The 25607-nt window shown below is 60.3% G+C and carries 16 protein-coding genes and 1 riboswitch; of the genes, 5 read left to right on the forward strand and 11 right to left on the reverse strand.

Going from position 1 to position 25607, the window contains the following annotated elements; genetic code table 11:
- Positions 1-19: 19 nt before the first annotated feature.
- The 8 genes from RBT76_01670 to RBT76_01705 form a co-directional block, all read right to left on the reverse strand.
- On the reverse strand, positions 20-1132 hold the full coding sequence (locus RBT76_01670; protein ID MDX9856477.1) for a hypothetical protein: 1113 nt from the start codon (positions 1130-1132) through the stop codon (positions 20-22).
- Between the two features lie 74 nt (positions 1133-1206).
- Complete coding sequence (locus tag RBT76_01675) at positions 1207-2760, reverse strand: hypothetical protein (GenBank protein MDX9856478.1); 1554 nt, start codon at positions 2758-2760, stop codon at positions 1207-1209.
- A gap of 11 nt (positions 2761-2771) precedes the next feature.
- The gene (locus RBT76_01680) at positions 2772-3719 is read right to left on the reverse strand and encodes a cytochrome c3 family protein (protein MDX9856479.1); all 948 of its coding nucleotides are present in this window, start codon (positions 3717-3719) and stop codon (positions 2772-2774) included.
- Between the two features lie 384 nt (positions 3720-4103).
- A complete protein-coding gene (locus tag RBT76_01685; GenBank protein ID MDX9856480.1) occupies positions 4104-5315 on the reverse strand; it encodes a hypothetical protein in 1212 nt (403 codons plus the stop codon).
- A gap of 40 nt (positions 5316-5355) precedes the next feature.
- Entirely contained in the window at positions 5356-7758 is a 2403-nt protein-coding gene (locus RBT76_01690; protein ID MDX9856481.1) for a TonB-dependent receptor, read from the reverse strand.
- Between the two features lie 67 nt (positions 7759-7825).
- Positions 7826-8011: riboswitch (cobalamin riboswitch) on the reverse strand.
- Between the two features lie 89 nt (positions 8012-8100).
- Entirely contained in the window at positions 8101-9090 is a 990-nt protein-coding gene (locus RBT76_01695; protein MDX9856482.1) for a PorV/PorQ family protein, read from the reverse strand.
- 18 nt (positions 9091-9108) lie between these two features.
- Positions 9109-12324, reverse strand: a complete 3216-nt coding sequence (locus RBT76_01700) for a hypothetical protein (protein ID MDX9856483.1) — start codon at positions 12322-12324, stop codon at positions 9109-9111.
- A gap of 20 nt (positions 12325-12344) precedes the next feature.
- Complete coding sequence (locus RBT76_01705) at positions 12345-15212, reverse strand: TonB-dependent receptor (protein MDX9856484.1); 2868 nt, start codon at positions 15210-15212, stop codon at positions 12345-12347.
- 369 nt (positions 15213-15581) lie between these two features.
- On the opposite strand from RBT76_01705, the gene RBT76_01710 reads away from it, so the two are divergent.
- From RBT76_01710 to RBT76_01720, 3 genes are read left to right on the forward strand one after another with little or no spacing between them, the layout of a single operon-like run.
- Positions 15582-15779, forward strand: a complete 198-nt coding sequence (locus tag RBT76_01710) for a hypothetical protein (protein MDX9856485.1) — start codon at positions 15582-15584, stop codon at positions 15777-15779.
- A complete protein-coding gene (locus RBT76_01715) occupies positions 15776-16417 on the forward strand; it encodes a CDP-alcohol phosphatidyltransferase family protein (protein MDX9856486.1) in 642 nt (213 codons plus the stop codon). Before RBT76_01710 ends, RBT76_01715 begins: the two co-directional genes overlap by 4 nt.
- A 29-nt stretch (positions 16418-16446) precedes the next feature.
- Entirely contained in the window at positions 16447-17430 is a 984-nt protein-coding gene (locus tag RBT76_01720) for a hypothetical protein (GenBank protein ID MDX9856487.1), read from the forward strand.
- A gap of 22 nt (positions 17431-17452) precedes the next feature.
- On the opposite strand, the gene RBT76_01725 is transcribed toward RBT76_01720, so the two are convergent.
- The 3 genes from RBT76_01725 to RBT76_01735 form a co-directional block, all read right to left on the reverse strand.
- Positions 17453-18553 (reverse strand): alanine racemase, encoded by a 1101-nt coding sequence (locus RBT76_01725; protein ID MDX9856488.1) that lies wholly within the window; start codon positions 18551-18553, stop codon positions 17453-17455.
- Between the two features lie 6 nt (positions 18554-18559).
- Positions 18560-20419: an ABC transporter substrate binding protein gene (locus RBT76_01730; protein ID MDX9856489.1), complete on the reverse strand. Its 1860-nt coding sequence runs from the start codon at positions 20417-20419 to the stop codon at positions 18560-18562.
- Between the two features lie 121 nt (positions 20420-20540).
- The gene (locus RBT76_01735) at positions 20541-20897 is read right to left on the reverse strand and encodes a response regulator (GenBank protein ID MDX9856490.1); all 357 of its coding nucleotides are present in this window, start codon (positions 20895-20897) and stop codon (positions 20541-20543) included.
- A gap of 599 nt (positions 20898-21496) precedes the next feature.
- On the opposite strand from RBT76_01735, the gene RBT76_01740 reads away from it, so the two are divergent.
- Both RBT76_01740 and RBT76_01745 read left to right on the forward strand, forming a co-directional pair.
- Positions 21497-23317 (forward strand): ABC transporter ATP-binding protein, encoded by a 1821-nt coding sequence (locus RBT76_01740; GenBank protein ID MDX9856491.1) that lies wholly within the window; start codon positions 21497-21499, stop codon positions 23315-23317.
- Positions 23310-25106 carry an ABC transporter ATP-binding protein gene (locus RBT76_01745; protein ID MDX9856492.1) on the forward strand — a complete coding sequence of 599 codons (1797 nt, stop codon included), beginning with the start codon at positions 23310-23312 and terminating at the stop codon, positions 25104-25106. The genes RBT76_01740 and RBT76_01745 overlap by 8 nt, the downstream gene beginning before the upstream one ends.
- Positions 25107-25607 lie beyond the last annotated feature (501 nt).

A 25607-nucleotide genomic window follows, 5' to 3' on the forward strand; every position in this document is an offset into this window, starting at 1 on the left:
TTGATTACCCTGATGTCGGTCAGTGCGAGGATACCATTTTGACCACGGCCGGACCGTCGGTGGTCTTCGTCGTGGCGCCGCTGGCGAGGACGCCGTTCATATAATCAATCGACGCCTCCAGCAAACTGCGCGAGTAGCTGAAGTTGTGCACGCCGACGGACTGATCATCGATGATGAAGACATAGTTGTACAGGGCGCCGGCGACATTGCCGTCGGCGATCGTGCCGCTCAACGGCGTGCCGGTGCCGGAGAGAACGCCGGCCGCCTGCAGCAGGACTCCGAGACTGTCATGCATACCCTCGGTCTCGGTCCGATAGCCTTCAATTGAACCGTCGTTGTCGTAATCCGCATCGGCGGTGAAGTCGAACGTATTCACGCCGGGGTGACAGGAGGCGTTGGCGCACACACCGGAGAGGTCGTAGCCGCTCTCATCGTCAACCATATTGAAGCTGTGTCCGCCGATTTTGTAACCGTCGTGGGCCTGCGGATTGCCCATGTGGCAGCCGACGCACGCTTCGCGCACCTGGGTGGCGTGCGGAGAACTCGGGAAGGTGTACCCTTCGCCCGGGAACTCGTAACCGCCGGTCCCCTGCACCATTTCACCCTGCGGGCCGTGGTGCGGGCCGTAACGGGAGTTCACCGACTGGTTGTCGCCGATCGTGCGCACGTCGGTACGCGAATGGTGGCAGTTGACGCAGAGGTTGCCGGAGAAGTGGTCAAACACGACGCCGTTCATCAGCGTGTACGGCTCGGCTGTGCGCAGCGTGAAGTCGCCGCTTTCATGCGGATTGTGGCAGGTGAAGCAGCCGATCGCGCTGACGGTCGAGAACGGCTCGCTCGGAAGCGTTCCGGTCGTAATGAACTGCACGAAACCTTCATGGTCGTGGCAGGCCGTGCAGTCGCTGCCGCCGCGGTTGGTGTAGTCGACGTTATTGCCCGACGCATGCGTCGAGTTTGCCCACTCGCCCTGCTGGGCGTCCATCTGCCCGCTGTGACAGCTGAAGCAGTTCTGCGCGCTGTTGTCGGTGATCGCCTTGACGTCACCCGTGATTTCCCGTTCGCATCCGGTCAGGGCAAGCATGACCAGCGCCATTGCGGCGAACACGAACGCGGCCCATTTGATGCGTACCATAGCTACCTCCATTGGGAGACTGCGCTCCATATGCATAATGCGTTTCATAATGCTGTGATCTCTTCCCTAACCGGCTAAAACTCATGGATGAGGTTGACCTCAACCACGTTCGCCGTGTAATACTCGGTGTAAAGGCCGACGGTGTCGGCAAAGTTGTCGAAATTGTGCGCCGAATAGATGACCTCAATCTTGTTCTTCGGAATGAACTCGTATCGGCCCGACATCCGCACGGAGAAGCTCTCCACGTCGAGGTCGCGCTGCGACCGGACATAGGTGCCGCCGAATCCGACCTGCGCCTTCCGGTATACGACCGACAGGAAGTCGCCGTTGAAGACGTGCTGGCGCAGCTGGAAGACGCCCTCCACATTTTCGTATTCACCGTCGCTGTAGGCGTACGACGCGCTCACGGTCCCATACTTCGTCAGGCTGACCGACAGGTCGCTTCCGAGGCGGAAAAAGTCGGCGCTGGTGCCGATATCATCGTTCTCCGTAGACCGGCTCTCGCCTTTCAGGCGGATCGTCCCGTATGTGTGGCGGTAGCGAACCTGTCCCCACAGGCGGGTGCGATCCTGATCGCCGGTGAGCGTGGTCCCTTCCTGCACCTCTGAGGTCTCCGATCCGAAGCCGGCGCGAAGCTGCAGGTCCGGGGTGGCGTTGATCCATCCCGAGAGGACATAGCCGTTGTCGGTGACTTCGTCGGCGACGTCATCGTTGATGCGGTGGCGGTAGCCTGCCTGCACGCCGCCTTTGCCGCGCCAGGTCTTGCCGGCGTAGAGGGCGTTGACGAGGTTGTCGGTGGCGGTCAGATCACCCGTGCGGCGGGCGCGGTCAAAGACGAAGCTGTAGCGGACGGTGTAGCCGTCGCCGTAGAACCACCGGGCGCCGAGCCACGCGGTGTTGGCGGTCAGCGTATCGTCGCGGTTGACCAGCCGACCCCGGTAATTCTGGAATCCGCCGTTGAGCAGCAGATTCTCGTACCGCGGCAGCGGGGTCACGGCAGTGGCCCGGAGACGACGGGTATCGCGGTCGCGAAGATCGTCGATATCGTCACCGTAACTCGATCCGCGGTACTCCACTTCGAGACGGCTGCGATTGTAGGTGAATTCCGCCCCGGCGTTGTAGTACGACTGCGAGTAGTCGACGTCGTTCAGGCCCGCCGAGCCTGCCGGATCCACGAGGTCAACCATCTGCCCGGCCTTGCGGGTCAGCCCGTAGCCTCCGAACAGCTTGACGTGCTCGACAGGATTGACCCAAACCTGTCCGGCCGTCTGCTCGCGGCGGGTATAGCGCTCGCCGTCGAAACTGTACACCCGGCGGTATTTGTCGTGCCGAAGCGACACGCCTCCCAGACCGCTCTTCTGGACGCCAAGCGCGAGGTTACGGTTGTTCATGGTGATGTTATTAAAATCGCCGAACAGCCGGAGGCCGTTGTCCCAGCTGTAGCGGAAGTTCTCCAGCGAGAGGACGCCGCCTTCATACAGGTTGAAGGTCGGCTGATTCATCGCTTGGTTGCCTTCCTGGTCGAGGTAAACGTACCCGACCTTGGCGTCGCCGCGGAAGTCCGCTGCGAGAACCGTCCCGGCCGACAACAGCGCCGACAACCCCAGCAGTATGAGTATTCGTTTCATTGCCACCCTCCTCAATCCAGCACATTGTGGCAGAAGCAGGAGCCGGGGCCGTCACCGATCTTGGTGCCGAGCTGCGAGTCGAGCAGGCCACGATTGTCGTGAGAACCGTGCACGGCGCTGTGACACTCCATACAGGTGTACTGCGAGCCGATGCCGTTGTGGGTGGTCAGGTGCCCGGCGGGCACGCCATGACAGGACTGGCAGAGGCTGGCGGCCGGCTGATTCAGCAGCCGTTCGTTGGGGCTGCCGTGCGGCGCGTGACACGTCACACATCCGTCGCCCTCGGTCGTAAACGAACTGCCCGCCTCATGCTCGTAGACAAACGGACCGGCCAGTTCCTGATGGCAGGAAAGACAGTTGGCCGAACCGCCGTGACCGAACATGGGCTCGGCCGTGCCCGTAAAATCATGGCAGGACATACAGGATACGTTGCCGCTCACGAGCGGATGATTGGACCGCTGACGGAACCCGTTGACAACCGACACGTGGCACTGACCGCAAAACTCGCCGTCATCGTCCAGCAAGAGCGAGACGCCGGCGTCATGGACGCCGTGGCAATCACCACATGCCAGGTCCTGTCCGATGTGCGGATCGAATCCGAGCGTCCCCTGCTCCTTGTGCGGCTGATGACAGGACGAGCAAACGAGGTTCTGCTCGTGCGTTGACATCCGCGCGGGATTGCCGATGTTATCGACCGAGGGATCGTCCACGTGCACGGCGGCGCCGGTATGACAGCTGACGCAGGAAATCTGGAGAGACGGCTTGTTCACCTGTGCACTGAGCTGGTGAGCCGTCGCCGCAAGTCCCGCGTCCATGCCCTCGTGGCACATGAGACAGGTTTCATCATCCGGCTGGGATTCCTGTGATACCACGACCGAAACCAGCACGAGCGCCGCTGCGAGAAGCGCGCCCCCTGCTCTGATTGCGGTGGGTATGCTGAACCCAGGAGTTTTTGCCATACAACACCTCACCCGACTTATATCGTTTGTCATGCTAATGTCATGTTCCAACTTCAGGAGTAAATACATCTTGGATGTCGATCACGCAAGTGATTTCTTCTGGAAACAGGGGTTTATTCAGTGCATATTGTACTATTTTGTAGACTTTTATCCCCCGTAACTCCTTTACGTTAGGTAATCTATACTTACTTTATCGGCATTATTCCTGACAGGTATAGTGAAAAAGTTCTCAAGGACTGCCATTTTACTCTTGTTTCGAGAAGGTGCCAAATCCTGCCCCGAATCTCATCTGCTTGCATCCGAACAGGTAAGCACAGAAACGCCGCCCGGTCCCGTGGTCGCGGAGCCGGGCAGCGGATGGCCGGCGACAATTGCCGTCGCAGATCACTGCATCCAGGTCGGGCCCGGAGTCAGTCTCGGACCACCGAGGTAGAGGAAGGAGACCATATAAATGAGATCTGAGAGATCGCGGTTGAAATCGCCGTTGACATTTGCGCGCCAGGTCGGCCACACCGCAGGTGGGCCACCCAGAAAGAGCTCGTTGACCATATAGATGAGATCGGAGAGATCGGTTTCGAAATCACCGTTGACGTCGCCGGGTCGGTAGTCAACTACGATATGAAACGGACCGTCACCGACGGCCCAGCGACCGAGTTCTGTCCCGTCGGCATCGATGCGCTGGACGAAATCCGTGAAACTAGCCGTAAACAGCGTGCTGTCCGAATAGGCCGCTACCGAAAGGCAGTTCTGATCAACTTCGAGCGGGTCGCTGCTGCCGTGATAGACGGCGCCGGTGGTTGCATCGTAGCTGAACACGAACCCGTCTTCGGTGAACCCGCCTGCCGCCATATAGACGATGTTGTCAACGCCGACGGCAATCTGTCCCGGAGATCCTCCCGGCAGTACCGAGTCTATGACCGTGTCGCTTTGCGGATCCACGATATGTGCTGACCCGAAGACCGAGAAGTAATCGCCGGTACAACTCACGTGCACCAGCCCCTCGCGATCGACATCGAGAAACTGCGGGTTAAGCCCGACGGCGATATCCGCGACCAGCGTATCCGGACCGATATCGTACACGGTTACCCGCCCCGGATCGTACATGAAGGTGCTGAAGTCAAACCCCGTGTTGGCGACATACAGCTTGTGATCGGCAATCACGAGTCCTTCGGGAGTCTTCCCGACCGGAAACTGATCGACCACCTGATGCGTGGTGACGTTCAGCCGCGCCACCGCGTTCGCCGTCAACAATGAGACATACGCGAGACTGTCATTATAGAATGCCAGCCAGTACGGATTCGAGCCCGACGGCAGCTCTATATAACCAGCCGTCGTGTTGGTGCGGAGGTTGACCATCTGAATCTCATCGGTTGCAGAACAGACCACGTACGCCAGCGTGTCACGGATCACGATCTGGTTCGGCGCGGCGTTGATATCCGAGCCGAGCGACACGATGTTGTTGTGAACGATGTTTGAATCGACTGCGATCCGGGACAGTGTCTCCCCCGTACCGTTGACGACATAGACCGACGGACCGGCGGCAAAAGCCGCAGACGCCGAAAAGACTGCCAGTGCATATATCAATGTGCGTATCACTGTTTGCTCCATTTCCGTTGCATGATGACGGGATCGTCCGTCAGTGCGCCCGATTGTCGGCCGCCAGTTCCGCCTGCGCACTCGTCCGTCCGCTGCCCGGAGTGAAAGTCAGGCGAATATCGGCGCCGATTGTCCTCCCCGGCATCGGATAGTTCGCCAGAAGCACGTAGTCCCGGTCGCGAAGGTTATCGATTCGGGCTGTCCCGCCGGCTGTCCAGTGCGCACCCAGCGAAAACTCGACCCCGAGCGCGAGATCATCGACCCGGTACGCCCCGTAGTACTTCGTGTTGGCGTCGTTGGTGTAGGTCTTGTCGGCCCAGCGGATCGAGTAACGTGCCGACACAACACCAAGCCGCCCTTCCACGGACAGCCGCGACAGATACCGGGGATAGAACACGAGTCGTTTGTTATAGGTGGCGTGGTCGGGCACCTTGTTGACTGCGTCGGTGACGGCGTTGTGCCACTCCAGACGAATCCTCTTCCCCAGCGCCGACACGGCGAGAGACTCCTCGTGTCCCGTGATCCGGGCTCTTCCGAGATTCATCGGCTGCCACTGGTCCTGGAAGTTGACCATCCAGACCACCATATCGGTCACGTTCGAGTGGAAATAAGTAACATGGGCGTCTACCTCGGCGCCCAGCAGGTCACCGGCGATTTCGAGCGAAATGTCGGAGTGTTCGGCGTGTTCGGGTCGAAGGTCCGGATTGCCGGTCGACCGCGCATCACCGCGCCAGAACAGCGCGTTAATGGACGGCAGCCGCAGCGACTTGCCGTAGCCCGCGCGAAGCGTGTAGTGATAGCGGCGGCCGTACGATATCGCCGCGCCTATGCGCGGTGACCACGACTCCGATACATGCGACTCCCCGCGATCGAGCAGCGTCACATAATCGGCTTCCGTCTGCGCGTAGTCATACCGCATGGCGGCATCCAGCGCGACGCGATCCACGGGAATGCCACGAGCGACATCGAAGCGCTGTGACACCATCAGCGCCGCGCCTCTGCTCCTCCTGATCGACAGTCCCATCGCAAACCGGGACCGAAGATAATCGTCGTGAAACAGACGGTCGCGACGGTACTCCAGCAGACCGCGAACCTGATTCCCCCGCCAGATCTGTGCCTGAGAGCTCTGCTTGATCGACACCTGGTCATTGAGGAAACGGCTGTCGTAATGATAGGCCGGGCTGATTGCCGGGTCGAGATTACGGAACGACTGATCGAATTGCGTGAATCCAAACGACAGCTCATGCTGGTGCAAAGGCATCGCGGCATACGTCAACGCCGCCGTGCCGATCAGCCGGTCGTCCCGCGCCCGTCCGGTCGTGTCCGGACGCGACACCGAACCCGGCAGTCCCCGACGCGTCCGATGATGATGAACCGAGTACGAAAGCGACAGCGGCCGGGCAAGCTGCGCCATCCCCGATCCGAAGTAGTTTTCGGTCCGGACTTCATTGTTCTGACGGACGCCTTCGTAGGTGACCGGCTCTCCAGCGGAGCCGCCGACCGCATACGCGTACTCAAAATCTCCGTCGGCTTCACGATGGCTGTAGTTGAATCGATTCGACACGCCATTGAGCAGAATCGGATTATTCAGATCGACCCCGCCTTCAAGCGCGTGGTACGCGCCGATCGACGAGTACAGGTTCACCAGGCGATCGCGTTCGTACGCCTCGGGCCGGGTCACGATGTTGATTGCGCCGGCCAGCGCGTCCGGGCCGAACTCGGCCGACGCCCCGCCCGTGTGCACCTCGATCCGTTCCACCAACTCCAGCGGAATCCCGCTCAGGTCGGCGACTCCGGTCCCCGATGCGTTGAGCCTCTGGCCGTCGATCAGCACCAGCACCTGCTTGGATGAACTCCCCCGCATCCGTATCTCCACCGGCCCGGCGCCTCCCGCCTCCTGTACGTAAAGACCATCGACCCTTTGCAGCACATCGGTCAGCGAACCCGCCCGGCTCGTGCGGATGGCTTCCTTGTCGATCACCAGCGGGCGCGCCGAACTTAACGGTCGTCGCACATCCTCAACCGACACGCTGCCGAGATCATACACGGTCGGTGTCATCCGGATCTCCACCTGTACGGGGTGATCCGAGCTCACTTGCACACCGGTCGGCGGCGGCGGCTCATAACCTACTGACCGCACGACGATCTCATACCGCCCTTCGGGCACGAGACGAAACGCAAACGTGCCGTCGGCAGCCGTCACGGTCACGAAACCGGCCGGCTGAAGGCTCACGGTCGCTGACGGCACCGCTGAGCCGGACCGGTCGTCAAGAACCACGCCGGATACCCTCACCAGCGGGGTAGTGGTTCCATCCGGGAATGCCGCTCCATAGGCTATTGCGGAAAACAAGAGAAGCAGGGTGAGGGCGGCGCCGCCGACGGCGTACCGCCTTCGGGGGGGATCGTGCTTTCGATCCCTCAAGGTACGAAAAAAGCGCTGCATGGAACCTCCATGGAGCGCCACTGGCGTAGGTGGTCGTTGACCGATCAGCCCGCGCTGATGGCACACCAAAACCGATAGATGATACGGCAGGTTTCCTGGCTCCGGCTTCAGGCCTCAGCGGGCGCCTTCCCTGATCAACTCAAGTGGCGTTGTGCCCGGCGAGTAGCCGTTACAGTAGCGGGGCTGCGACGGATTTCCACCGCCTTCCCTATTACCCGTCCCCATGGACGGCACCGTATCGGTGTTATCCAAGGTTACGCGCGCCGACGTGCGCCGTCAAGGCAAAAAAACAGCCGGGCATCACAACGATGCCCGGCTGGGAATCCTTCCGGTCGCGCGCCCTTAGAAGGCGGCCTTCACCGTGAAGAACTGATTGTCGTCGAATACGTCGGTCTCAGCCCAGGAGTACTCGAAGGTGAACCGGGTGTCGCCGAACATGACGTTCAGGCCGGCGCCCAGAGTCAACCCGTAGATGTACGAATCCTGGTCCGAGAAGTTATAGCCTGCGCGAAGCGCATAGCGGCCGTCGTACATATACTCGAATCCGCCCTGGAAATAGTCGTCCGAATAGTTGTTGGACCGGAAATTTCCGGACAGGCTCGAGAAATGCGGACCGTTGTCCACGAAATCGTACGCCAGACCGATATTGATCGAGCTCGGCAGGTCGAACGACGAGGAGATCGGCCGTCCGGCGCGGTCGCCGATGTCGCGATCGAACCCGATACCGTCGAACTCCATCTCCGGGCCGTAGTTCTTGATCGACAGACCCAGCGTCACGCCACTCCAGCGCGGGTCGTACAGGAAGCCGACGTCAAACGCCATACCGGTCGCCGATGCTTCGAAAATGCTCTCGTGAATGAACATCCCCGACACGCCGAACGACACGTTGGCGGTCAGCACGCGCGCGTAGGACACGTTGATGACTGACAGCGTCGGGCTGAATTCCCGGCCGGTTCCGTCCGGGAACGCGTCGGTGGTTTCCTCGAGATCGCCGATCGAAACGACTTTCGCCCCGGCGCCGAGGGTACCGAAGCCCTCGATATAGGTCGCCACACCGACCCAGTTGACGTCGATGTCGGCAATATATGGCAGATAGGTGAACATGGCCTCCGTGCCCTCCAGCGACGCAAGCCCGGCCGGATTCCAGTACATGGACTCCACACCGGTGGTCGTGGAAAGAACGGCGCCACCCATCGCGGTGCCGCGGGAGCCGATCGGTATCAGAAGCTCCTGGGCGCCGGCGGTGCCGATGCGTTGTGTGTTCCCCGCGTAAACGGACGTTACGCTTACGGCAAGGAGAACGACCAACACGAGTATCGTCTTATGTTTCATTACTACTCTCCTCCTCGCCTAGTAAATTAGCAGAACTTCTTGTTCCATGAAGATCGCCATCTTGCCGACCTTCTGGCCGAAGCCCGGCGCATCGACGACCCAGATATAGATGCCCGAGGCGACCGGCAAACCCTTTTCGGACAGCAGATCCCAGTACGCCAGGGCGCTCGGGTCGTCTTTGTCGAGCGTCCGAATCAGTTCACCGCTCAGATTGTAAATCGTGATGGAGCACCGTTCGGGCAGGTGATGCCAGTAAATCTGCTTGTTACCCGGCGACGGATCGTATGGTCCGTACAGGTAGAACGGGTTCGGCACGGCCTTGATCGCGTTCAGGTCCGCCTCGTCGCCGCTGGAAACCACGATCGGGGCCGACGAAGTGAACTGGAACACGTCTTCCGCCGTGTTGATCTTCGCGGTCGTAAACCGAATGATCGTGCCTTCCTCGGGCTGAGTCAGCGCACCCGAGTTGTCCGAGACCTTAATACGACCAATCCGGAAGTCCGCCGGGAAGCTGTATGGCGGGACGGCCGGGATCGGTTCCACGTACGGAACTTCCCACGGATAGATGCGGTCACCAAAGCTCCAGCCACCCGATCCATCGTCGTCGAGGATCGAGAAGTTGATCTGGACGTCATCGGATGGATCATCCGGGGTCCCGATGCCTATGTTCCACACTTCGAACGGCGCTCTGCCCGCAAACGGCAGATCGGTGTTCCAGTCGTAGTACCCAGAACCGGCGGCCGTGAATCGGAATTCCCAGTCGTAGGTGCCGATATTGCCCTGCCAGTTCAATCGGGCGAAGTTGTTGAACTGGTCGGACTCGACATACCAGTCACCCGTCGAGTTCAGCGAGTACATGACGTTGTCCGATGGGTCGAGCGGTCCGGCGGCGGTCGCTACCTCGCGAATGGCCACGACGCCCAGATTTGGGCCGGCCACCTTCACCATCAGACCTTCTGTGATGAGATAGTCCTCGTCACCGGTCTGGTTGAGCTGGTTCGACAGCAGCGTGGTTCCGGTCGTTACGTTGACCAGACTCCACACCGTGGTGATGGTGGTATCGAAGTGTTCCTCGGTCCAGGTACTGCAGGTCCCGGGAACCGTATCGATGTCCCGAAGCGTGATGATATAGGTCGTGTCTCCGGAGATGACCGTATCGAGCGTAATCGTCGTGTCAAACTCGCAGTTCTCGACAATCGTATCGGTGAACATACCGGTTGCGGTGTCGTATGCGAACCGGACCTCGTAGGTGTCACCGGTCATTTCCGCCGGGTTGACGATCAGCGGAGTGATGACGCCGTCGGAGCCGCCGGCGGTCTGCTCGACATCCAGCGTGTCATACGCGGACGACGGGTAATCGACGTTCGGCGTCGGCGCCTGCGGACGGGCCGCGATCGGCGTGCGGTTGGCCGACGTCAGCGTGACCGGCGTGGCCGCCGGATCGTAGCTGTACGCTTCGACACGGAAGTAATACTGCGTGATATTCCGCAGATTGCCGCCCTGCAGGTAATCCTGATTGACGACAAAGTACCGCTGGAGGCCGCCGTCATTGCCGTTTTTGACCAAACGGGTTTCGAGCGATCCGGTCAGCGGATCGAGCACGGCGTCCTGAATCTGCGCGATACCGTCGGTGACGTCGAAGTTGCCGATCTGGGTCCACGGACCGTTGGGCGAGGCGCCCTGGTACACGGTGTAGCCCTGGAACGGATAGTCGCCGGGGTCAACTTCTGACGCGTTCGTCCAGGTGAGTACGACCTGTTCGTCGAATTCCTTCACCGTAACCACCGGCGCCGCCGGCGGCTCGGGAATATCGAAGTCGATGTCGTACGCGGACTGGGCGAATTCATCGTAGTACTTCAGCACGGAGATCGATGACAGCCGGTCACCGCCCTGGCCGACGATCAGCGCGCAGAGGATCTCGGTCGAGTCGCCCGGCTGGAAGGTGACCGGACCGGTCGACATCATGAACCGGCGGTCGGCCGGCGCCACGTCGAGGTCGCCCTCGCCCGTTACCGGGTCGCCGGTATGCACGAACTTCGAAACGACACCGTTGTAAGTATAGTCGTTGCCGTCGTTCGTGAGACCGTTCATGTAGCGATACGTCTCGACGTAGTCGTTCGGGTCCGTACCGTTGATATACTTATTAAATGACGACATGGCCTGATTGCGATATTCGGGCCACAACTGTCCCCAGGCCTTCGCAGTATCGGCGGGATCGCCGGTGAACTCGAGCGGGCCCTGGAAGAAGTCCACGCCGTAAGCCGGCGGTGTCGTCCCGTAGTACTGGTCGTTGTTGTTGGCGTTATAGGTGAAGCCAAGCGACAGGTTGGTGTCGCAGCCGACGAGGTCGTCGCCCGCGCCGCCCAGATCCGGGTCGTTCCAGATCGCGAAATAGCAGTTCTCCAGCGTCCGCGGCCCATTGTTAAAGACCTGGAAGCGCATGAAGACGATATTCCCGAGCGGGTTCTCCCGGTTGAAGCCGAATGCGGTCATCTGCACTTCCAGGCCGAGCGGATCCGTTTCGCCCGCGTCGTTGGAGTGCTGCGCCGGATCGGCGTCGTTAAACACCGACCAGAGTTGCTGATCACCGAGGATCGAGGGAATCGTATCAATATGCGCTATTGTTACGCTGTCCTCTTGATAGGTCGTGTCAATACGCCATGGCTCAGGAGCTCCCTGCATCGCGACGGCGTAGTCCATGTAGTCCTGCCACTCCTGATTGGGAGAGAAAATCAGGGTGTCCGCCGTACCCGGTGTGACATCGGAGTCATTATAGATCGGGTTTGGATGGCCCAGAAATTCCCGTTCCAGCTTGTACACGCGGAATTCTGGCACGTCCGGCATGAACGTTTCGTTCTGCATCGGGCCCGGCACGTACTCATCGCTGTACTCGGAGATGATAATCAGCGTGTCGCCGGTCGTGGCGTCGGTAGCCCCGACCCACAGACCGCCGGCATACAAAGGCGAGCGGACGTTGGCGCCGCTGAAGATCTCGTCCAGCGACGTGTACGGCCAGTAGGTGCCGTAGTCGTTGCCGAAGAAGTCGGCAAGGTCGCGACCGAAGTTACCGTGGTTCGTCACGAACATCAGGATGCGGTTGGCGTCGATAAACGTCGTATTGTCAACCTGCATCGACGATGTCGCGGCATTTCGGGTCTGGTCAAGCCTCGGGGCCGCCATCAATGGCAGCGCCACGAGCAGGACCAGCACAACACTCAAAAGTTTCAATTTCATAACACGTTACCCCTTCTCCCTCAGAATGACAGACGCAACCCGACCAGGATCATACGCGGATTGGCGTAGTTCTTGGGGTTGTTCTGGGCGTAGTCGTACCGGTACGCGAACTCATCGCCGGGGGCGGATTCGCTGGTCGACGAAGCGCGAACCTGGCCTTCCTCGGTCTCGAGGTAGCCCGACGTGTTCGGCTTGCCGGTGCCTTCGTACACCGCCACCACGTTTTCACGATTCAGCAGGTTCTGAATCCACACGTACGGCACGAGCTGGTTGCCGCCGATCCGGAAGCTGCGTTCGAGCTTCATATCGATCGTGAACTGCCAGGGCATGCGGGCGGAGTTGATGCCGCCGGTCGGCTCCTGGGTCACCGCGGCGTTCGGCGTCACGGCGTCGTAGATCAACGTCGGCGTGTACGGCAAACCGCTGGCCAGCTGGACCACGGTGTTCCATCCGAAGTTCTCGAACGGACGGAAGTTGCCGATCATCGGGCCCTCGCCCTTGCCGGTACGCACGTCGAAGATTCCGATGAGGCTGTGACGCTGGTCGTAATCCAGCGGGTTGGTCGACTTCGGAGCTCCGTTCGGGTTCTTCCACGCGATGTTGTACTGGCTGTTGGCGTACGAGCCCGTACCGGTCGCGTAGCTGAGCGAATACCGCAGGTCGATACTGAGGTTACGGGTCCGGCGCATGGACAGGTTGAAATCAACGCCCTTCACCGTCCCGTAGTCGGTGTTGTCATAGAAGTCATACGCGGTCGGCAGCGCCGCCTGGTGGAAGATCTGGGTCAGATCCTTCACGTCCTTATAATAGGCGGTGATATCGAACGCCGTATTGTCACCGAGCTGCTGCGTGATACCAACCTCGTACTGGGTAATCGTCTCCGGCTCCAGATTCGGGTTGGCGAACGGGTAGTACGAACCGGCCGTGACACGGGTCTCGAGGAAGTCATAGCCGTTGTACAGCCGCCGCAGGTCGGGACGCTGATAGAAAATACCGTAGTTGATATGCATCTGCGTCTTGTCGCTGACCGGGAACGAAATACCCAGGCGCGGCGACAGGCGCGTGAACTTCTCTGAATCCGTGAGATCGGCGCGGTCCAGCGAGCTGTTGTCATCGCCGAACGGCGCGGTCTCGTCGATCAGCCGAAGCGCTTTGTAATCGAAGTAGTCGAAGCGCAGACCGGCGTTGATAATGAGTCCCCGCCACTCGAAACGATCCTGCACGTAAAGGCCGAGGTTAATCGGGTGCTTGGTATCGTTGACGTACGTTTCGTCGTCGCTGACCTCGCCGTCCTCGTCGAATCCGTAGCGGTTCACGCGGTCGGTCGAGAATCCCTGGGTCGGGTTGAGGTTCTCGTAATAGCGCACGGTGTGGCGCTGGAAGTCGAACCCGACCTTGGTGGTGTGGCTGGCGCTGAGCTGGCTGGTGAGATCGCCCTTCAGGCCGATATACGACGACCGGCGGTCGAAGTAGTTCGTCCAGTAGGACTCGACATAGCCGACGGTGTCACCGGTGGCCGTGTCGATCACCGCGTTGCCCTCGCGGAACAGGTTGAAGTTATCGTATTCCGGGTTCGGGAGCGCCCGCTCGTAGGCGGCGATGTCGTCGAACACCACGCCGTCACCGCGCTTGCGCTGCGTGTCGAAGTAGGACAAGCTCAGGTTGTAGAACGTCTCGGCGTTCAGCGTATGCGTCACCTTGGCGTTCAATCCGAGGTTCTTGTCCTCGTACAACGGCGAGTGTTTCACCTGCTGCTGGAACGTCGGGTTGTAGAAATAGTGGCGGTATTCCTGCCACCGGTCGATCGAACCGTTGCCCGACAGCTGCAGCTTGAAGTTCGGCGTGAAGTTGTAGTCGATCTTACCCTGGTACGACCAGCCCTTCAGCGAGTTGTACGGCAGCCGCTGCAGGTTGTCGTCTCCCTCGTTGATGCCGAACTCTTCGTAGACGTCTTTCGTCTTGATCGACGGTTCCCTGTCGCCCATGTAGCGCCGCTCGCCGGAAACGAAGAAGTATCCCTTCTCCAGTCCGGGAATCGGGCCGCTCAGGTCGCCCGAGTACCAGTTCTGATCGAAGCTGTCGTAGCCGAAGGGGCTGGCGACATTGTCCGAGACCGCCTCGAAGTTGCCGTGGAATTCATCGGTTCCGGAGTTGGTCGTCACGTTGACGATACCGGAGGCGACGTGGCCGTATTCGGCCGAGAAGGCGCCCGAGGTCACCGAGACTTCCTTGATGGCGTTGTTATTGATATTCGCAGTCGAGATACCGGAGAGCGGATCCTGCTGCGAGAACCCGTCCACGTAATACGCCACCTCGGACGGACGGCCGCCGCGCAGGTTGATTTCGGTTCCCTGGGCGAGCGACTCGCGATTGCCGCGCTGGCGCGTATCCACGTTGGAGTTCATCCGGACCACGCTGTTCTGGATACCGACCACCTGCTCGAATCCGCGGGTGGGCAGCGCCAGCAGCTCTTCGCGCGAGACCACTTCCACCGACGTCGTCTTGTCCTTGACGACCAGGGGGGCCTCGGCCGTGACCTGGATGGTTTTATTCAGGTCGGCAGCCTGAGAACTCAGCGACTGGTCCTGATAGGTCGCGAGGTCCGCAGAGACATGCACGTTGGAAACTTCGAGTGCGCCGAAGCCCACCGCCGTCATCCGCAAAGTATAGGTGCCGACCGGCACGTTGATTATTTTGTACTTACCGTTTTCGTCGGTAACCGCTCCGAGATTCGTGCCAACAACGGCAACGGACACGCCGATCAACGGCTCGTTCGTCTGGGCGTCCGTAACGACACCCGTGATCGAACCGGTAACCGCTGACCAGGCGGATCCCGTCACCAGCAGGCAGATCAGAGCGACCGCTGCAAAGAGACGTTTTAGCTTCATACTTCCTCAATCCTCGAGATTACGGTTGGTAGTACTTGTAGTCGGGGGAGTCCACAAATCTGACCGTTCCTTACCAAATGTCCTATACGCACTGACCTCCTCTCTGCGATCGACATATGTACTTCTATACCTTTTTTATCCACTAAATAGACACGCCAAGGAATTAAGCTGTCAACAAGAATATCCCCGGTCAACGTTTAACTCTTTTTCACACGCCTGCAAATGGAGACATCCTCGTACTTGATGTATCGGACAATTCCCCCATGTGGTTTAGGTCCGCATGGAAAATATTTCCACCTAACCGGCTGTATCACAGTCGCAACGGTGTGCGAGCCCCGCATCCGGCCCAACCGCTCAAATCATTCGGCCATGAACGATCTCGTCCTCAACGCAAAATCTGCTTTTCCTCCCGACCGATTCCACACCATCCCACCGTCGCGTGTGTACGCGCTGCGCGCGACACACCTGCCGAAGTTTGCCGTATCTGCAGCCTTGCCGCCGGGCGCACCGCTGCGTACCTTCGGCTCATCCGAGTGGATCGAAACGTGGAGCGACGGTATCCGATGAGTCATGGCGTTGTCACATGGCCGAACTTTTTCAGCATGCTGCGCGTGCTGCTTCTGCCCGGGGTCGCGTACGGGCTTGCCCGCGATGACGGCACGGGGATGGCAATCTGCGTCACGCTGTTTGTCGTGGCGGGGATCAGCGACTTTCTCGACGGCTACCTTGCCCGTCGCCTGAACCAGGTCTCCCCTCTGGGTATTGCCCTCGATCCAATCGCCGACAAGATATTCGCCGGGGCGACCGTTGTTCTGCTGGTGGTGTACCGCGACCTGCCGGTCTGGCTGGCGCTCGTGGTCGTGGGTCGTGACCTGCTGATTCTGGGCGCCGGGGCGATCCTGCTGCGCGGACGGAAAATCACCCTCCCCTCCAACCTGGTCGGAAAATACACCTTCGGCATCCTCGCCTTCCTGCTCGGCTCCTATGTCATCCGCTTCCATTTCGGCATCACACTCACGACGATCGCCACCCTGATCATGATTGCCTGGTCGCTTGTCTCCTACGCCCAGGTGTTTCTCGCAGTGAGAAGTGAAAAGGAGATACCAGAAGAGGCCCCCCCCTGGCAGCTATGGCTCCTCAGAATCGCGACTGGAATTTGCTTTGTCGCCTTCGTGATCAAGTTGTATATTTATTGGACTAGCTGAACTTTATCGTCTCACAGGGGAGAGGAACCATGTCACAGAAACCTGCCGCGCCGGTATCGTGCAGCAACCACCCCGGCATCCCTGCGACTGTCACCTGCGACCACTGTGGCCGCGCCGTCTGCGACCAATGCTGCGTCTCGCTCATCGCCCGGGAACTCGACTTCTGCTCCGACACCTGCCTGCAGCGCTATACTGCGCAGAACCGAACAGAATATGGCTCCCCCGACCGACCCCCGATCTCCAACCAGCAGCTAATCGAGAATCTCCGCCACCCCTTCGTCAACGGCGCCAGGCTCTTCTCTCGTTCCTTCCTGCCGCTGATTCAGAAAGTGGCACTGCCTCTCTCTGCGCTCATCGTGGCGCTCCTGGCATCGATGGGTGGACTCTCAGCGAGGCAGTATAGTTACGAGGCCACGGGCTTCAAGGGGACACTGCTCTCTCTTGTGTGCCTTGCCTGCTGGGCATTCGTTATCTTTGCGATGAATATGCTGACTTCCAGAATCTACACGGGCGGTTCAACACGAAATCTCTACTCTCAGGTAGCAAGAAGCTTTTTCAGGACCCTGGGCGCCTGGATCATCTTTCTTCTGGGGGTACTGATCGGCGCCGTCATGCTGATCATTCCGGGAATCATCGCCGGCGTTCGCCTGTTCTGGGCCGACGAATACGCGCTGCTGCACGGGATGGGACCGATTCGCGCAGCTCGCGCAAGTGCCGATCTGACCCGTGGCTACGCCTGGCCGACACTAAAGCACCAGCTGCTGACAAATCTTATGGGAGAGTTGCTCCTTGTCGCAGCCATTATTGGCTTGAACTTCTCAATTCACCCTATCATGACCGTTTTTCCCGAATACACGCAGATGGCGATAATAATCTCCGTCCTCGTGCTGGCCCTCACCCTGACCTACGCATTCGTCCATGCCTCGGAAGTCGTCTATTTCTATGGATTACGGGCTTTGAAGTATGAAAACGAGAGGAAGAACGAACGGACGCCGGAATCAGAGCCCCGCTAGCCCCAGACTCACGCCCCAGCCGCTACGCCCGCCCCCGCGCCGTCACCGGAAGCGTATCCACCACCGTCCCCCCGTCGACCAGATATGCATAGTCGAACAGGTTCACCACGGCGCAGGCGTGGTTGGGGATGATCGACACTTTCTCACCACGAACGAAGCAACCGCCGCATTCGTCGATTATTCCGTGCTCCTCGGACAGCCGCGAGATCGTGCAGTCTTTTTCCCGTACGAGACCGTAGCCGTGCAGTGTGCTGTTGCCGTGTGCCCCCCGGTCCAGCGCCAGCGCCTTGGCGCCGGCGTCGATGACGGCACGGTCCGCGGTCGGTGTGCTTATGACGGTCGACAGAACGGACATCGCGCACTGGTCAAGGGAGGCGCTGCCGAGGCTGACCTGCATCATGTCGTTGAAGATGTAGTTACCGACTCGCAGTTCCGTCACGCCCGCCACGGCCGCCGCGTGGCGCGCGGTCGGAGTCGAACCGACCGAGACGGTGTCGACCGTCAACCCCGACGCGCGTAGCTGCTCCGCGAGCGCCACCATGCGCTCGCCTTCCTCGCGGCCGATCCGCGCGACGTCATCGGGCCCGACCGCGGCGTACGCGTGCCCGGCATGTGTCATAACACCGCGGAAGCGCAGCGCGGGCAGCCGCTCGATCTCGCGGGCGAGCGCCAGCGCGGCATCGACGTCGGCCACACCGCACCGATGCAGGCCGGTATCGACCTCGATGAGCAACTCCAGCGTCAGGCCCTGCGTCGCGAAAAACGCCGACAACTCCCGGACGTGATCGATGGAATCCACCGCGCAGGACAGGGTGATCTGGCGACGAAGATGGGCGAGGCGATGATACTTCGCCGCACCCACGACTTGAGAGGCTATCTGGATGTTGGTGATGCCCGCGGCCGCCATCGTTTCGGCCTCACCCAGCGTGGCGACCGCCACCCCAATCGCGCCCGCCTCGATCTGGGTCAGCGCCAGCACCGGCATTTTGTGCGTCTTGATGTGCGGTCGGAGTTTGACGCCGTGTCGATCGGCCAGAGCCTGCATGCGCGCGATGTTGACCGCGAGGCGTTGCTGATCGATCAGCAGGCACGGTGTGTCGAGATCCTGCACGCTCACGACCATCGGCGCCTACCCTCCGGACTCGCCGCTTGAAATGAATCTGAGCAACTGCTGCGCCGGAGTCGTGTTGAGTTCGTTCATCGACCAGCCGACCACGTAAGCCAGACGAGCGCAGGCCCGAAAGAAGGCCATGCGATTGTCCAATGCCGCCATACGTGCCGCCCGCCCGGCGTCCAGCGCATCGATCTTGTCACGGTCCGAGACCGAAGGCGCTTCTATCAGGCGCTGCAGATAGCTCCGGCTGTCATCCTCGGCCCGACGCAAGGGAACGCCGGCCAGCAGGGTGCGTTCGATCTCGAGCAGGGCGGCGTAAATTGCGCCTCGAAGATCATCTGCTCCCGTCGTGGCGGCTGCCGTTCGCGCGGCTTCGTCGGCGAGCCGTTCAAGCAGCCCGGACCGGAACTGTTCGTGTGACACGAGCCTGGATAACCTCACGTACAGGGATGCCTGTACTCGCTCTGAGAAAACGGTCGTATCGATGAACAGGGCATAGGTTGGCGGGAAATCCATGGACTCCGCCAGCCTCGCTGCGGCCGTACGCTTCGATGACTGAGACGTTATGAGCGCGGCTTCCAACAAGGCGCGCCGAGCCTGAAGGCGGGTGAGAGTCTCCGGCTGCGCCAGCCCGACCTGTGCCGCACCGTGGGCCCGCTCCCGGAAAACGTCGATAACCGCCAGTACCTCGGCGTCGATCCGGACCGTTTCGAGCGCGTGTGCCAGGCTCAGATAGGCCTCACTGACGTCCGCCTCCAGAGCTATCCGATCCGGCGGCGAAGCTGCGTGGGATCGACGTGAATAGGCGGTCGCCAGTGCCGCCGTATAATCGTAGAACTCACCCCTGTCCGCGGCCGGGCGAATCGTCAGAACGTCGGCAACTGAACCGTCCAGCGCGACTCCGCATGAGGCCGCAACATCGGCGTTCACCGTCAGCCCTCTGGCCTGCTCGTATGCGGTTGGCAGATCGGCCGGCGATATCCCCTCGACTATCCGTTTCAGTTTCCAGGCCGTGATCACCGCTTCAGCCATCATCGTTCGACCCGCATCGGACGCCAGCGCCCCGCGCCCCACCGGATAAGCGCCATCGGATGCAAAGACGGGACGACGGACGGAGTTGCTTCGTTCGAAAAACGGGCGGATTGCATCGGGCTGCACGCCCCACAGCGGCGAGATGTAGACGGCGTCGGCCCCCGGAGGAACCTTCTGATATGCATTGAAAAATGCGAACTCACCGCGCGGCGTGTATCCGGACGAGACGACTAGTTCAATCTTCTGCCCTCCGATTGACTGCCGCATGCGTTCGAGCAGACGCTCCGTTTCGCCGTTGGAGTCAAAGCAGATTACCGCAACCGTGTCTATCGCGAACAGTGAACTAAGCGCCGAGAAATCGCGAGAATACCGATCCGGATACAGGGTGACGGTCAGATTCTCTGCAATCGGGCGGCCCGTGCTGTCCACCAGACCTTCCGCGATCGGATCGAACCGATAAGCCGCGACTACAGGTTTGCGGAATCCCGCTTCCAACAGATCTTCGACGACCCACGGCCCCATGGCCAGGATGACGTCTGCGTGGTCGTCGTCAACCAGCTTCCGTATTCTCTCGCGACAGCCGGCGCGATCCCATTCTGCGTTCACGTAGGCGTCAGGAGGGGTCTCGACACGGAAGGAATCGGGAAGCATCGCCCGCAGTTCGTTCAGGACCGCCCCCCGCATGGCGACATGGCCCGCATAGTCACCCGCCTGTACCACGCCGAGACGCACCGCGGCGGCGCCGGCGCCGGTCGACAAAGAAAAGACGCAGACGCAGATTACCGCGAGCGCCCGAGAGACGAGTCGCCGGAAGTGGCCGGGCATATTCTTATGAAACGGCATACCTGTGTACGGTACGCCGGGGGCTCTGATGATGTCAACCCGATTCTACGCTCGCGGGTGAGCGGCGCAGGTTTCCGGGCCGGGATTGGTCGTGCCGTCGCCTGCCGCCCGGCCCGCTGCACTACTTCAGGAGTTCATCAATCGCCTTGATCAGCGCCTGGGCCCGGTACGGCTTCTCGAGGTACGAGGTCCGGTTCCGCAGGGTGTCATCGATAGACACGTTGCTCTCGGGCTGGCCCGACGACAACACGCAGGGTATATCCTCACGTATTGCGCGCAGTCGTCGCAGCGTTTCAAGGCCCGACATCCCCGGCATGCTCATATCAAGCAGGACGCCGTCAATGTCCTCGGCGCGGGAAAACGCCTCAATCGCCTCTTCCCCGGTTACTGCCGATAGAACTTCGTACCCCCCGCGTCGCAGAATCTTTTCGGCCAGCGACCGGATCATTTCCTCGTCGTCGATAACAAGAACCTTCACGCGCGGCCCCCATCGTTGAGGTGTTATGGCACCCGGACGTTCCGCTCGCCTGATGTCTTGTCCTGTCGACTCGCAGTTGCAGCTCACAGCCAAGACCCAACGTGGCTCACCGGAAACTAATGGATTTTCTCTCCGGGTGCAACACTTCCCGGCAGTCGTAATCAGGACCTCGGGGTCGTCTGTCATTCCCTCGATACCCCGGCGGACCGGAAAACCGCCATCAGGAATCTAACCCGTAGACGGATTGCAGGCGGCAGTTCGGACTCAAAGTTGCCGGCGGAGCGAAAAAAGTGTTTGACACCTGACAATTTCGCGTCATATTATCGAAACTTGCGGCCTTGACTGCCGTATAGTGATGGAATGATCCAGTAAACCTGTCGAGGAGAAGCGTTTGATGAGCAACAAAATCGGCATCAATCTCGCTCAGCGACCCAATGGCCGCACCTGCGACGGGAGGCGTTTACGCAGATTGTGACTTCGTTCACATATAAATGTACTCAACCCGTCGCACCACCTCGGTTCGACGGGTTTTTTCGTTCCGTCGACCGGACCATGATCAACCCAGTTCCGTGTGACGTAACGTACTATGAGGCATTAAGATGACTCACGAAATGTTTGATGACGACATCGTCCTGCCGAAGGAACATGAAATCGGCGTCGGGACCGCCTTTAAACGGCTCATGCCGTTCCTCGCCCGCCATAAATGGGGTCTTTTGTTGTGTCTGGGACTTCTGGTTTCGATCACCGGCCTGTCGTTGATATGGCCCGTGCTGATCCAGCGCGCCATCGACTACCGACTGGTCGAACAACTCGGCCTGCCGGCCGACCAGCGCGATTTCGCACCCCTCATGTACATCGCGGGCGCAATAGTCGTGATCCAGCTGTTGACCCTTGTCTTCCAGTTTGTCCAGCGCGTCAAACTCGAAACCATCGGCCAAAACATCATGCTGGACCTGAAGCGAAAGCTGTTCGATCACATCCTCTCGCTGGATACGTCGTTTTTCGATGAACATCCGGTGGGTCGCCTCATGGCCCGGATCGAATCCGACTGCGAATCGCTCCGTCTGCTGTTCACCAATACGGTGGTGCTCGTGGTCGGCGACCTCATGCTGATACTCGGCATCTACGGGATCATGATGTGGTACGAGTGGAAGCTCGCCGTGGTGATCTTCGCGGCCATTCCCGCGCTGTTCGTCATGGGCTACTTCTTCCACCGGCTGACCACGCATCGCTTCCTGGCGCTTCGCAAGAAGGCGGCCGAGGTCACGGCCACCATTACGGAATTTCTGCACGGCATGTCGATCGTGCAGATCTTCCACCGTGGCGACTACGCCCGCGACCGTGTGCTGAAGGTCAACGAAGCGAAATTCAAGGAGGATCGGTTTGTCAATGTCGCCGTGACGTTGTTTTTCAACGTCCTGCACTATATCGAATTCGTAAAAGTCGGGCTGGTGTTGCTGCTCGGCTCGCTGTGGGGCATCTCGGCGGGTACGATCGTGACGTTCATCCTGCTGATCTGGAAAGAGTTCGAGCCGATCGCCCGTACCTCCGAACAGCTCGGCAGCTTCCAGAAAGGAATGGCCGGCGCCCGTCGGATTTTTGGCCTGCTTGACCTGAAGCCGAAACTCACGGAACCCGCAAACCCCGTACCGTGGGACGGCCTCACGCACTCGATCCGGTTCGAACACGTCTGGTTCTCGTACACCGACGACGAAAACTGGGTGCTCAAGGATGTCGATTTCGAGATCCCGGCCGGCAAACGATTCGCCCTCGCCGGCGTCACCGGCGGCGGCAAGTCGACCGTTATCGGCCTGCTGCTGCGGCTGTACGATCCGCAAAAAGGACGGATTCTGGTCGATGGGATCGATATCCGCACGATCAGCACCGCGGACCTGCGCAAACGGTTCGCGCTCGTCCTGCAGGATATCATCCTGTTCCCCGGCTCGGTGGCCGACAATATCGGCCTCGAAGTTGAATCGGTGAGCCGCGAGGCGATTGCCGATGCCGCGGCTACGGTTGCGGCCGACCGCTTCATCAAGCGCCTGCCGAACGGCTTCGACACCGAGGTCTCGGAAAAAGGATCGAACTTCAGCCGGGGCGAACGCCAGTTGCTCTCGTTCGCGCGGGCGCTGGCGGTCAATCCCGACGTGCTGATCCTCGACGAGGCGACCTCCTCGGTCGACCCGGAAACCGAACGCACGATCCAGGCCTCGCTCAAGAAGCTGATGGCCGGGCGCACGTCGCTGATTATCGCGCACCGGTTGTCGACGATTCTCGATGTCGACCAGATTCTGGTTATCAAGCGCGGTGAAATTGTCGAACGCGGCAGTCACACCGAGCTGATCCTGCAGGATGGGTATTACAGCCGCCTGTTCCACCTGCAGTTCAAGAACAAAAACGGAGTTACCGCTCATGCGTAATATAGTCTCGTGGATCTGGCAGTATTACCGACAGCACAAGAAGGTGCTGGCGGTGCTGGTGCTGGCCACCCCGGTCCAGGCCGCGATCGCCGTGATGATACCACGACTGATAGGCTTCACGATCGATACACTCAAGTCCGGGCAGACCCCGTCGCACTGGCTTGCCGAAAGCCTCACCGAGATCGGTGCGGGCTGGGGGCTGTCGCCGGTCGTATCGTTCGCCGTTGCGTTTATCGCGTTCGGATTCGTATCCGCGGCGCTTTATGCCTGGTTCCAGTCGACCCGTGCCTGGATGAACTGCCGTCTCGAGTTTCTCTTCCGGCAGGAAGCGTTCAACAAGATCACCACGAAGGGCCCCGACTTCTTCAACCGGTTCCGGACCGGCGATCTGGTAACGCGGCTGACCGACGATGTCGCCGAGAAGCTGTCGTGGTTCGCCTGCTCGGGGATCTTTCGGTTTTACGAAGCGTCGTTGAACATCATCTTCGTTGTGATCATGATGCTCTCGATCTCGCCGAAACTGACCTTGTTCACGGCCGGGCCGCTGCCGCTTTTGATTCTGGTCTTTTTCAAGACGTCGTCGCTGCTGGATACGCGTTACGACCATCTGCAGTCGCGCATCTCGCGGTTCAACGACGTCATGGAAGCGTGCTTCTCCGGCATTCGCGTGGTGCGCGCCTACGTGCAGGAGAAGGCGCAGAAAGTGAAATTCGACGACGCCGCGCGCGACCGGCGCCAGGCCGAAATCGACGCCGTCCGGGTGACCACCCTGGTCGACTCGATGTACCATTATATATGGCAGTTTGCGGTCGTGATCGTGCTGATCGCCGGCGGCTACGCGGTTCTCAACGCGACCATGTCGATCGGCGACCTGGCCACGTTCATCTACTATGCGACCTGGCTGGTCTTCCCGATGTTTGATATCGGGCAGTTCCTCGTGAAGGGCCGTCAGTCGGCGGTGTCGATTCACCGGCTGACCGAACTCGAACTCGTGCCGCCGATGGTCACCGAGCGCGGTTCGCGCGACGGCAACGGCAGCATGAAACCGAGTATCGGCTACGATGATGTTGCCTTCACGTTCCCCGAGCTGCAGCGGCAGATTATCGACCGGGTCACACTCGACATCAAGCCGGGGCACACGATCGCGGTCGTCGGACGGGTCGGTTCCGGCAAGAGCTGGCTGGTCAACATGATTCCGCGGCTGGTCGATCCGACCGACGGCGGCATCACGCTCGACGGCCACAACCTGACCGAGTACAAGCTCGAAGACCTTCGGCATTCGATCGGCTACGTTCCGCAGGAACCGGTGCTGTTTTCGGACTCCGTCCGCAACAACATCCTGTTCGGGCGCGACAACGTCTCCGAGGAGCTGCTGACGTGGGCGGTCGATGTCGCGCAGTTGTCCGAAGAGATCGCGACTTTCCCGAAAGGGATGGACACGATGATCGGCACGCGCGGGATGTCGATATCCGGCGGCCAGAAACAGCGGCTCGCGCTGGCGCGCGCGCTGGTCGGCAAACCGAAAGTCCTCATTCTCGACGACTGCACGTCGGCGCTCGACTCACGCACCGAGGCCGCCCTGTGGGACCGCCTGCACGAGGTCATGCCGGAGTTGACTGCGATCCTGATCACGCACCGCCCCGACACGCTCGAGCAGGCGAACATGATCTACGTGCTCGACGAAGGCCGGATTGTCGAGACCGGCACCCACGCCGAGCTGATGGCGCAGGAAGGCTTGTACGCGAAGATCTACAAGCGCTACCGGCTCGAAGCCGAAGTGGCCGCGTAGCGCCTACCAATGGAACGAAAACGGGTGTGATGTCGGACGAGTGGTCCGGCATCACGCCTTTTTTTGTGTGCGGCGGACCAAACGTGATTCGATTGAGGAGTGATTGACTGCCGCCCGCCGTATCCAGCCAGGACACGCCGCAGGCGTGTCAGTCCCGTGCCATCCGGATCGACTTCTTGGCGACACGCCGCAGACGTTTCATTCCCGTGCCATCCGGATCGACTTCTTGGCGACACGCCGCAGGCGTGTCAGTCCCGTGCCATCCGGATCGACTTCTTGGCGACACGCCGCAGGCGCGTCATTCCCGTACCATCCGGATCGACTTCTTGGCGACACGCCGCAGGCGTGTCAGTCCCGTGCCATCCGGATCGACTTCTTGGCGACACGCCGCAGGCGTGTCAGTCCCGTGCCATCCGGATCGACTTCTTGGCGACACGCCGCAGGCGTGTCAGTCCCGTGCCATCCGGATCGACTTCTTGGCGACACGCCGCAGGCGTGTCA

The organism is Candidatus Zixiibacteriota bacterium (genome assembly GCA_034003725.1).
GTDB lineage: Bacteria > Zixibacteria > MSB-5A5 > GN15 > FEB-12 > WJMS01.

Coding starts and splice junctions, on each gene's coding strand:
- RBT76_01670 (MDX9856477.1), bottom strand. CDS start 1,132: ATGGTACGCATCAAATGGGCCGCGTTCGTGTTCGCCGCAATGGCGCTG.
- RBT76_01675 (MDX9856478.1), bottom strand. CDS start 2,760: ATGAAACGAATACTCATACTGCTGGGGTTGTCGGCGCTGTTGTCGGCC.
- RBT76_01680 (MDX9856479.1), bottom strand. CDS start 3,719: ATGGCAAAAACTCCTGGGTTCAGCATACCCACCGCAATCAGAGCAGGG.
- RBT76_01690 (MDX9856481.1), bottom strand. CDS start 7,758: ATGCAGCGCTTTTTTCGTACCTTGAGGGATCGAAAGCACGATCCCCCC.
- RBT76_01695 (MDX9856482.1), bottom strand. CDS start 9,090: ATGAAACATAAGACGATACTCGTGTTGGTCGTTCTCCTTGCCGTAAGC.
- RBT76_01700 (MDX9856483.1), bottom strand. CDS start 12,324: ATGAAATTGAAACTTTTGAGTGTTGTGCTGGTCCTGCTCGTGGCGCTG.
- RBT76_01705 (MDX9856484.1), bottom strand. CDS start 15,212: ATGAAGCTAAAACGTCTCTTTGCAGCGGTCGCTCTGATCTGCCTGCTG.
- RBT76_01710 (MDX9856485.1), top strand. CDS start 15,582: ATGAACGATCTCGTCCTCAACGCAAAATCTGCTTTTCCTCCCGACCGA.
- RBT76_01715 (MDX9856486.1), top strand. CDS start 15,776: ATGAGTCATGGCGTTGTCACATGGCCGAACTTTTTCAGCATGCTGCGC.
- RBT76_01720 (MDX9856487.1), top strand. CDS start 16,447: ATGTCACAGAAACCTGCCGCGCCGGTATCGTGCAGCAACCACCCCGGC.
- RBT76_01725 (MDX9856488.1), bottom strand. CDS start 18,553: ATGGTCGTGAGCGTGCAGGATCTCGACACACCGTGCCTGCTGATCGAT.
- RBT76_01730 (MDX9856489.1), bottom strand. CDS start 20,419: ATGCCGTTTCATAAGAATATGCCCGGCCACTTCCGGCGACTCGTCTCT.
- RBT76_01740 (MDX9856491.1), top strand. CDS start 21,497: ATGACTCACGAAATGTTTGATGACGACATCGTCCTGCCGAAGGAACAT.
- RBT76_01745 (MDX9856492.1), top strand. CDS start 23,310: ATGCGTAATATAGTCTCGTGGATCTGGCAGTATTACCGACAGCACAAG.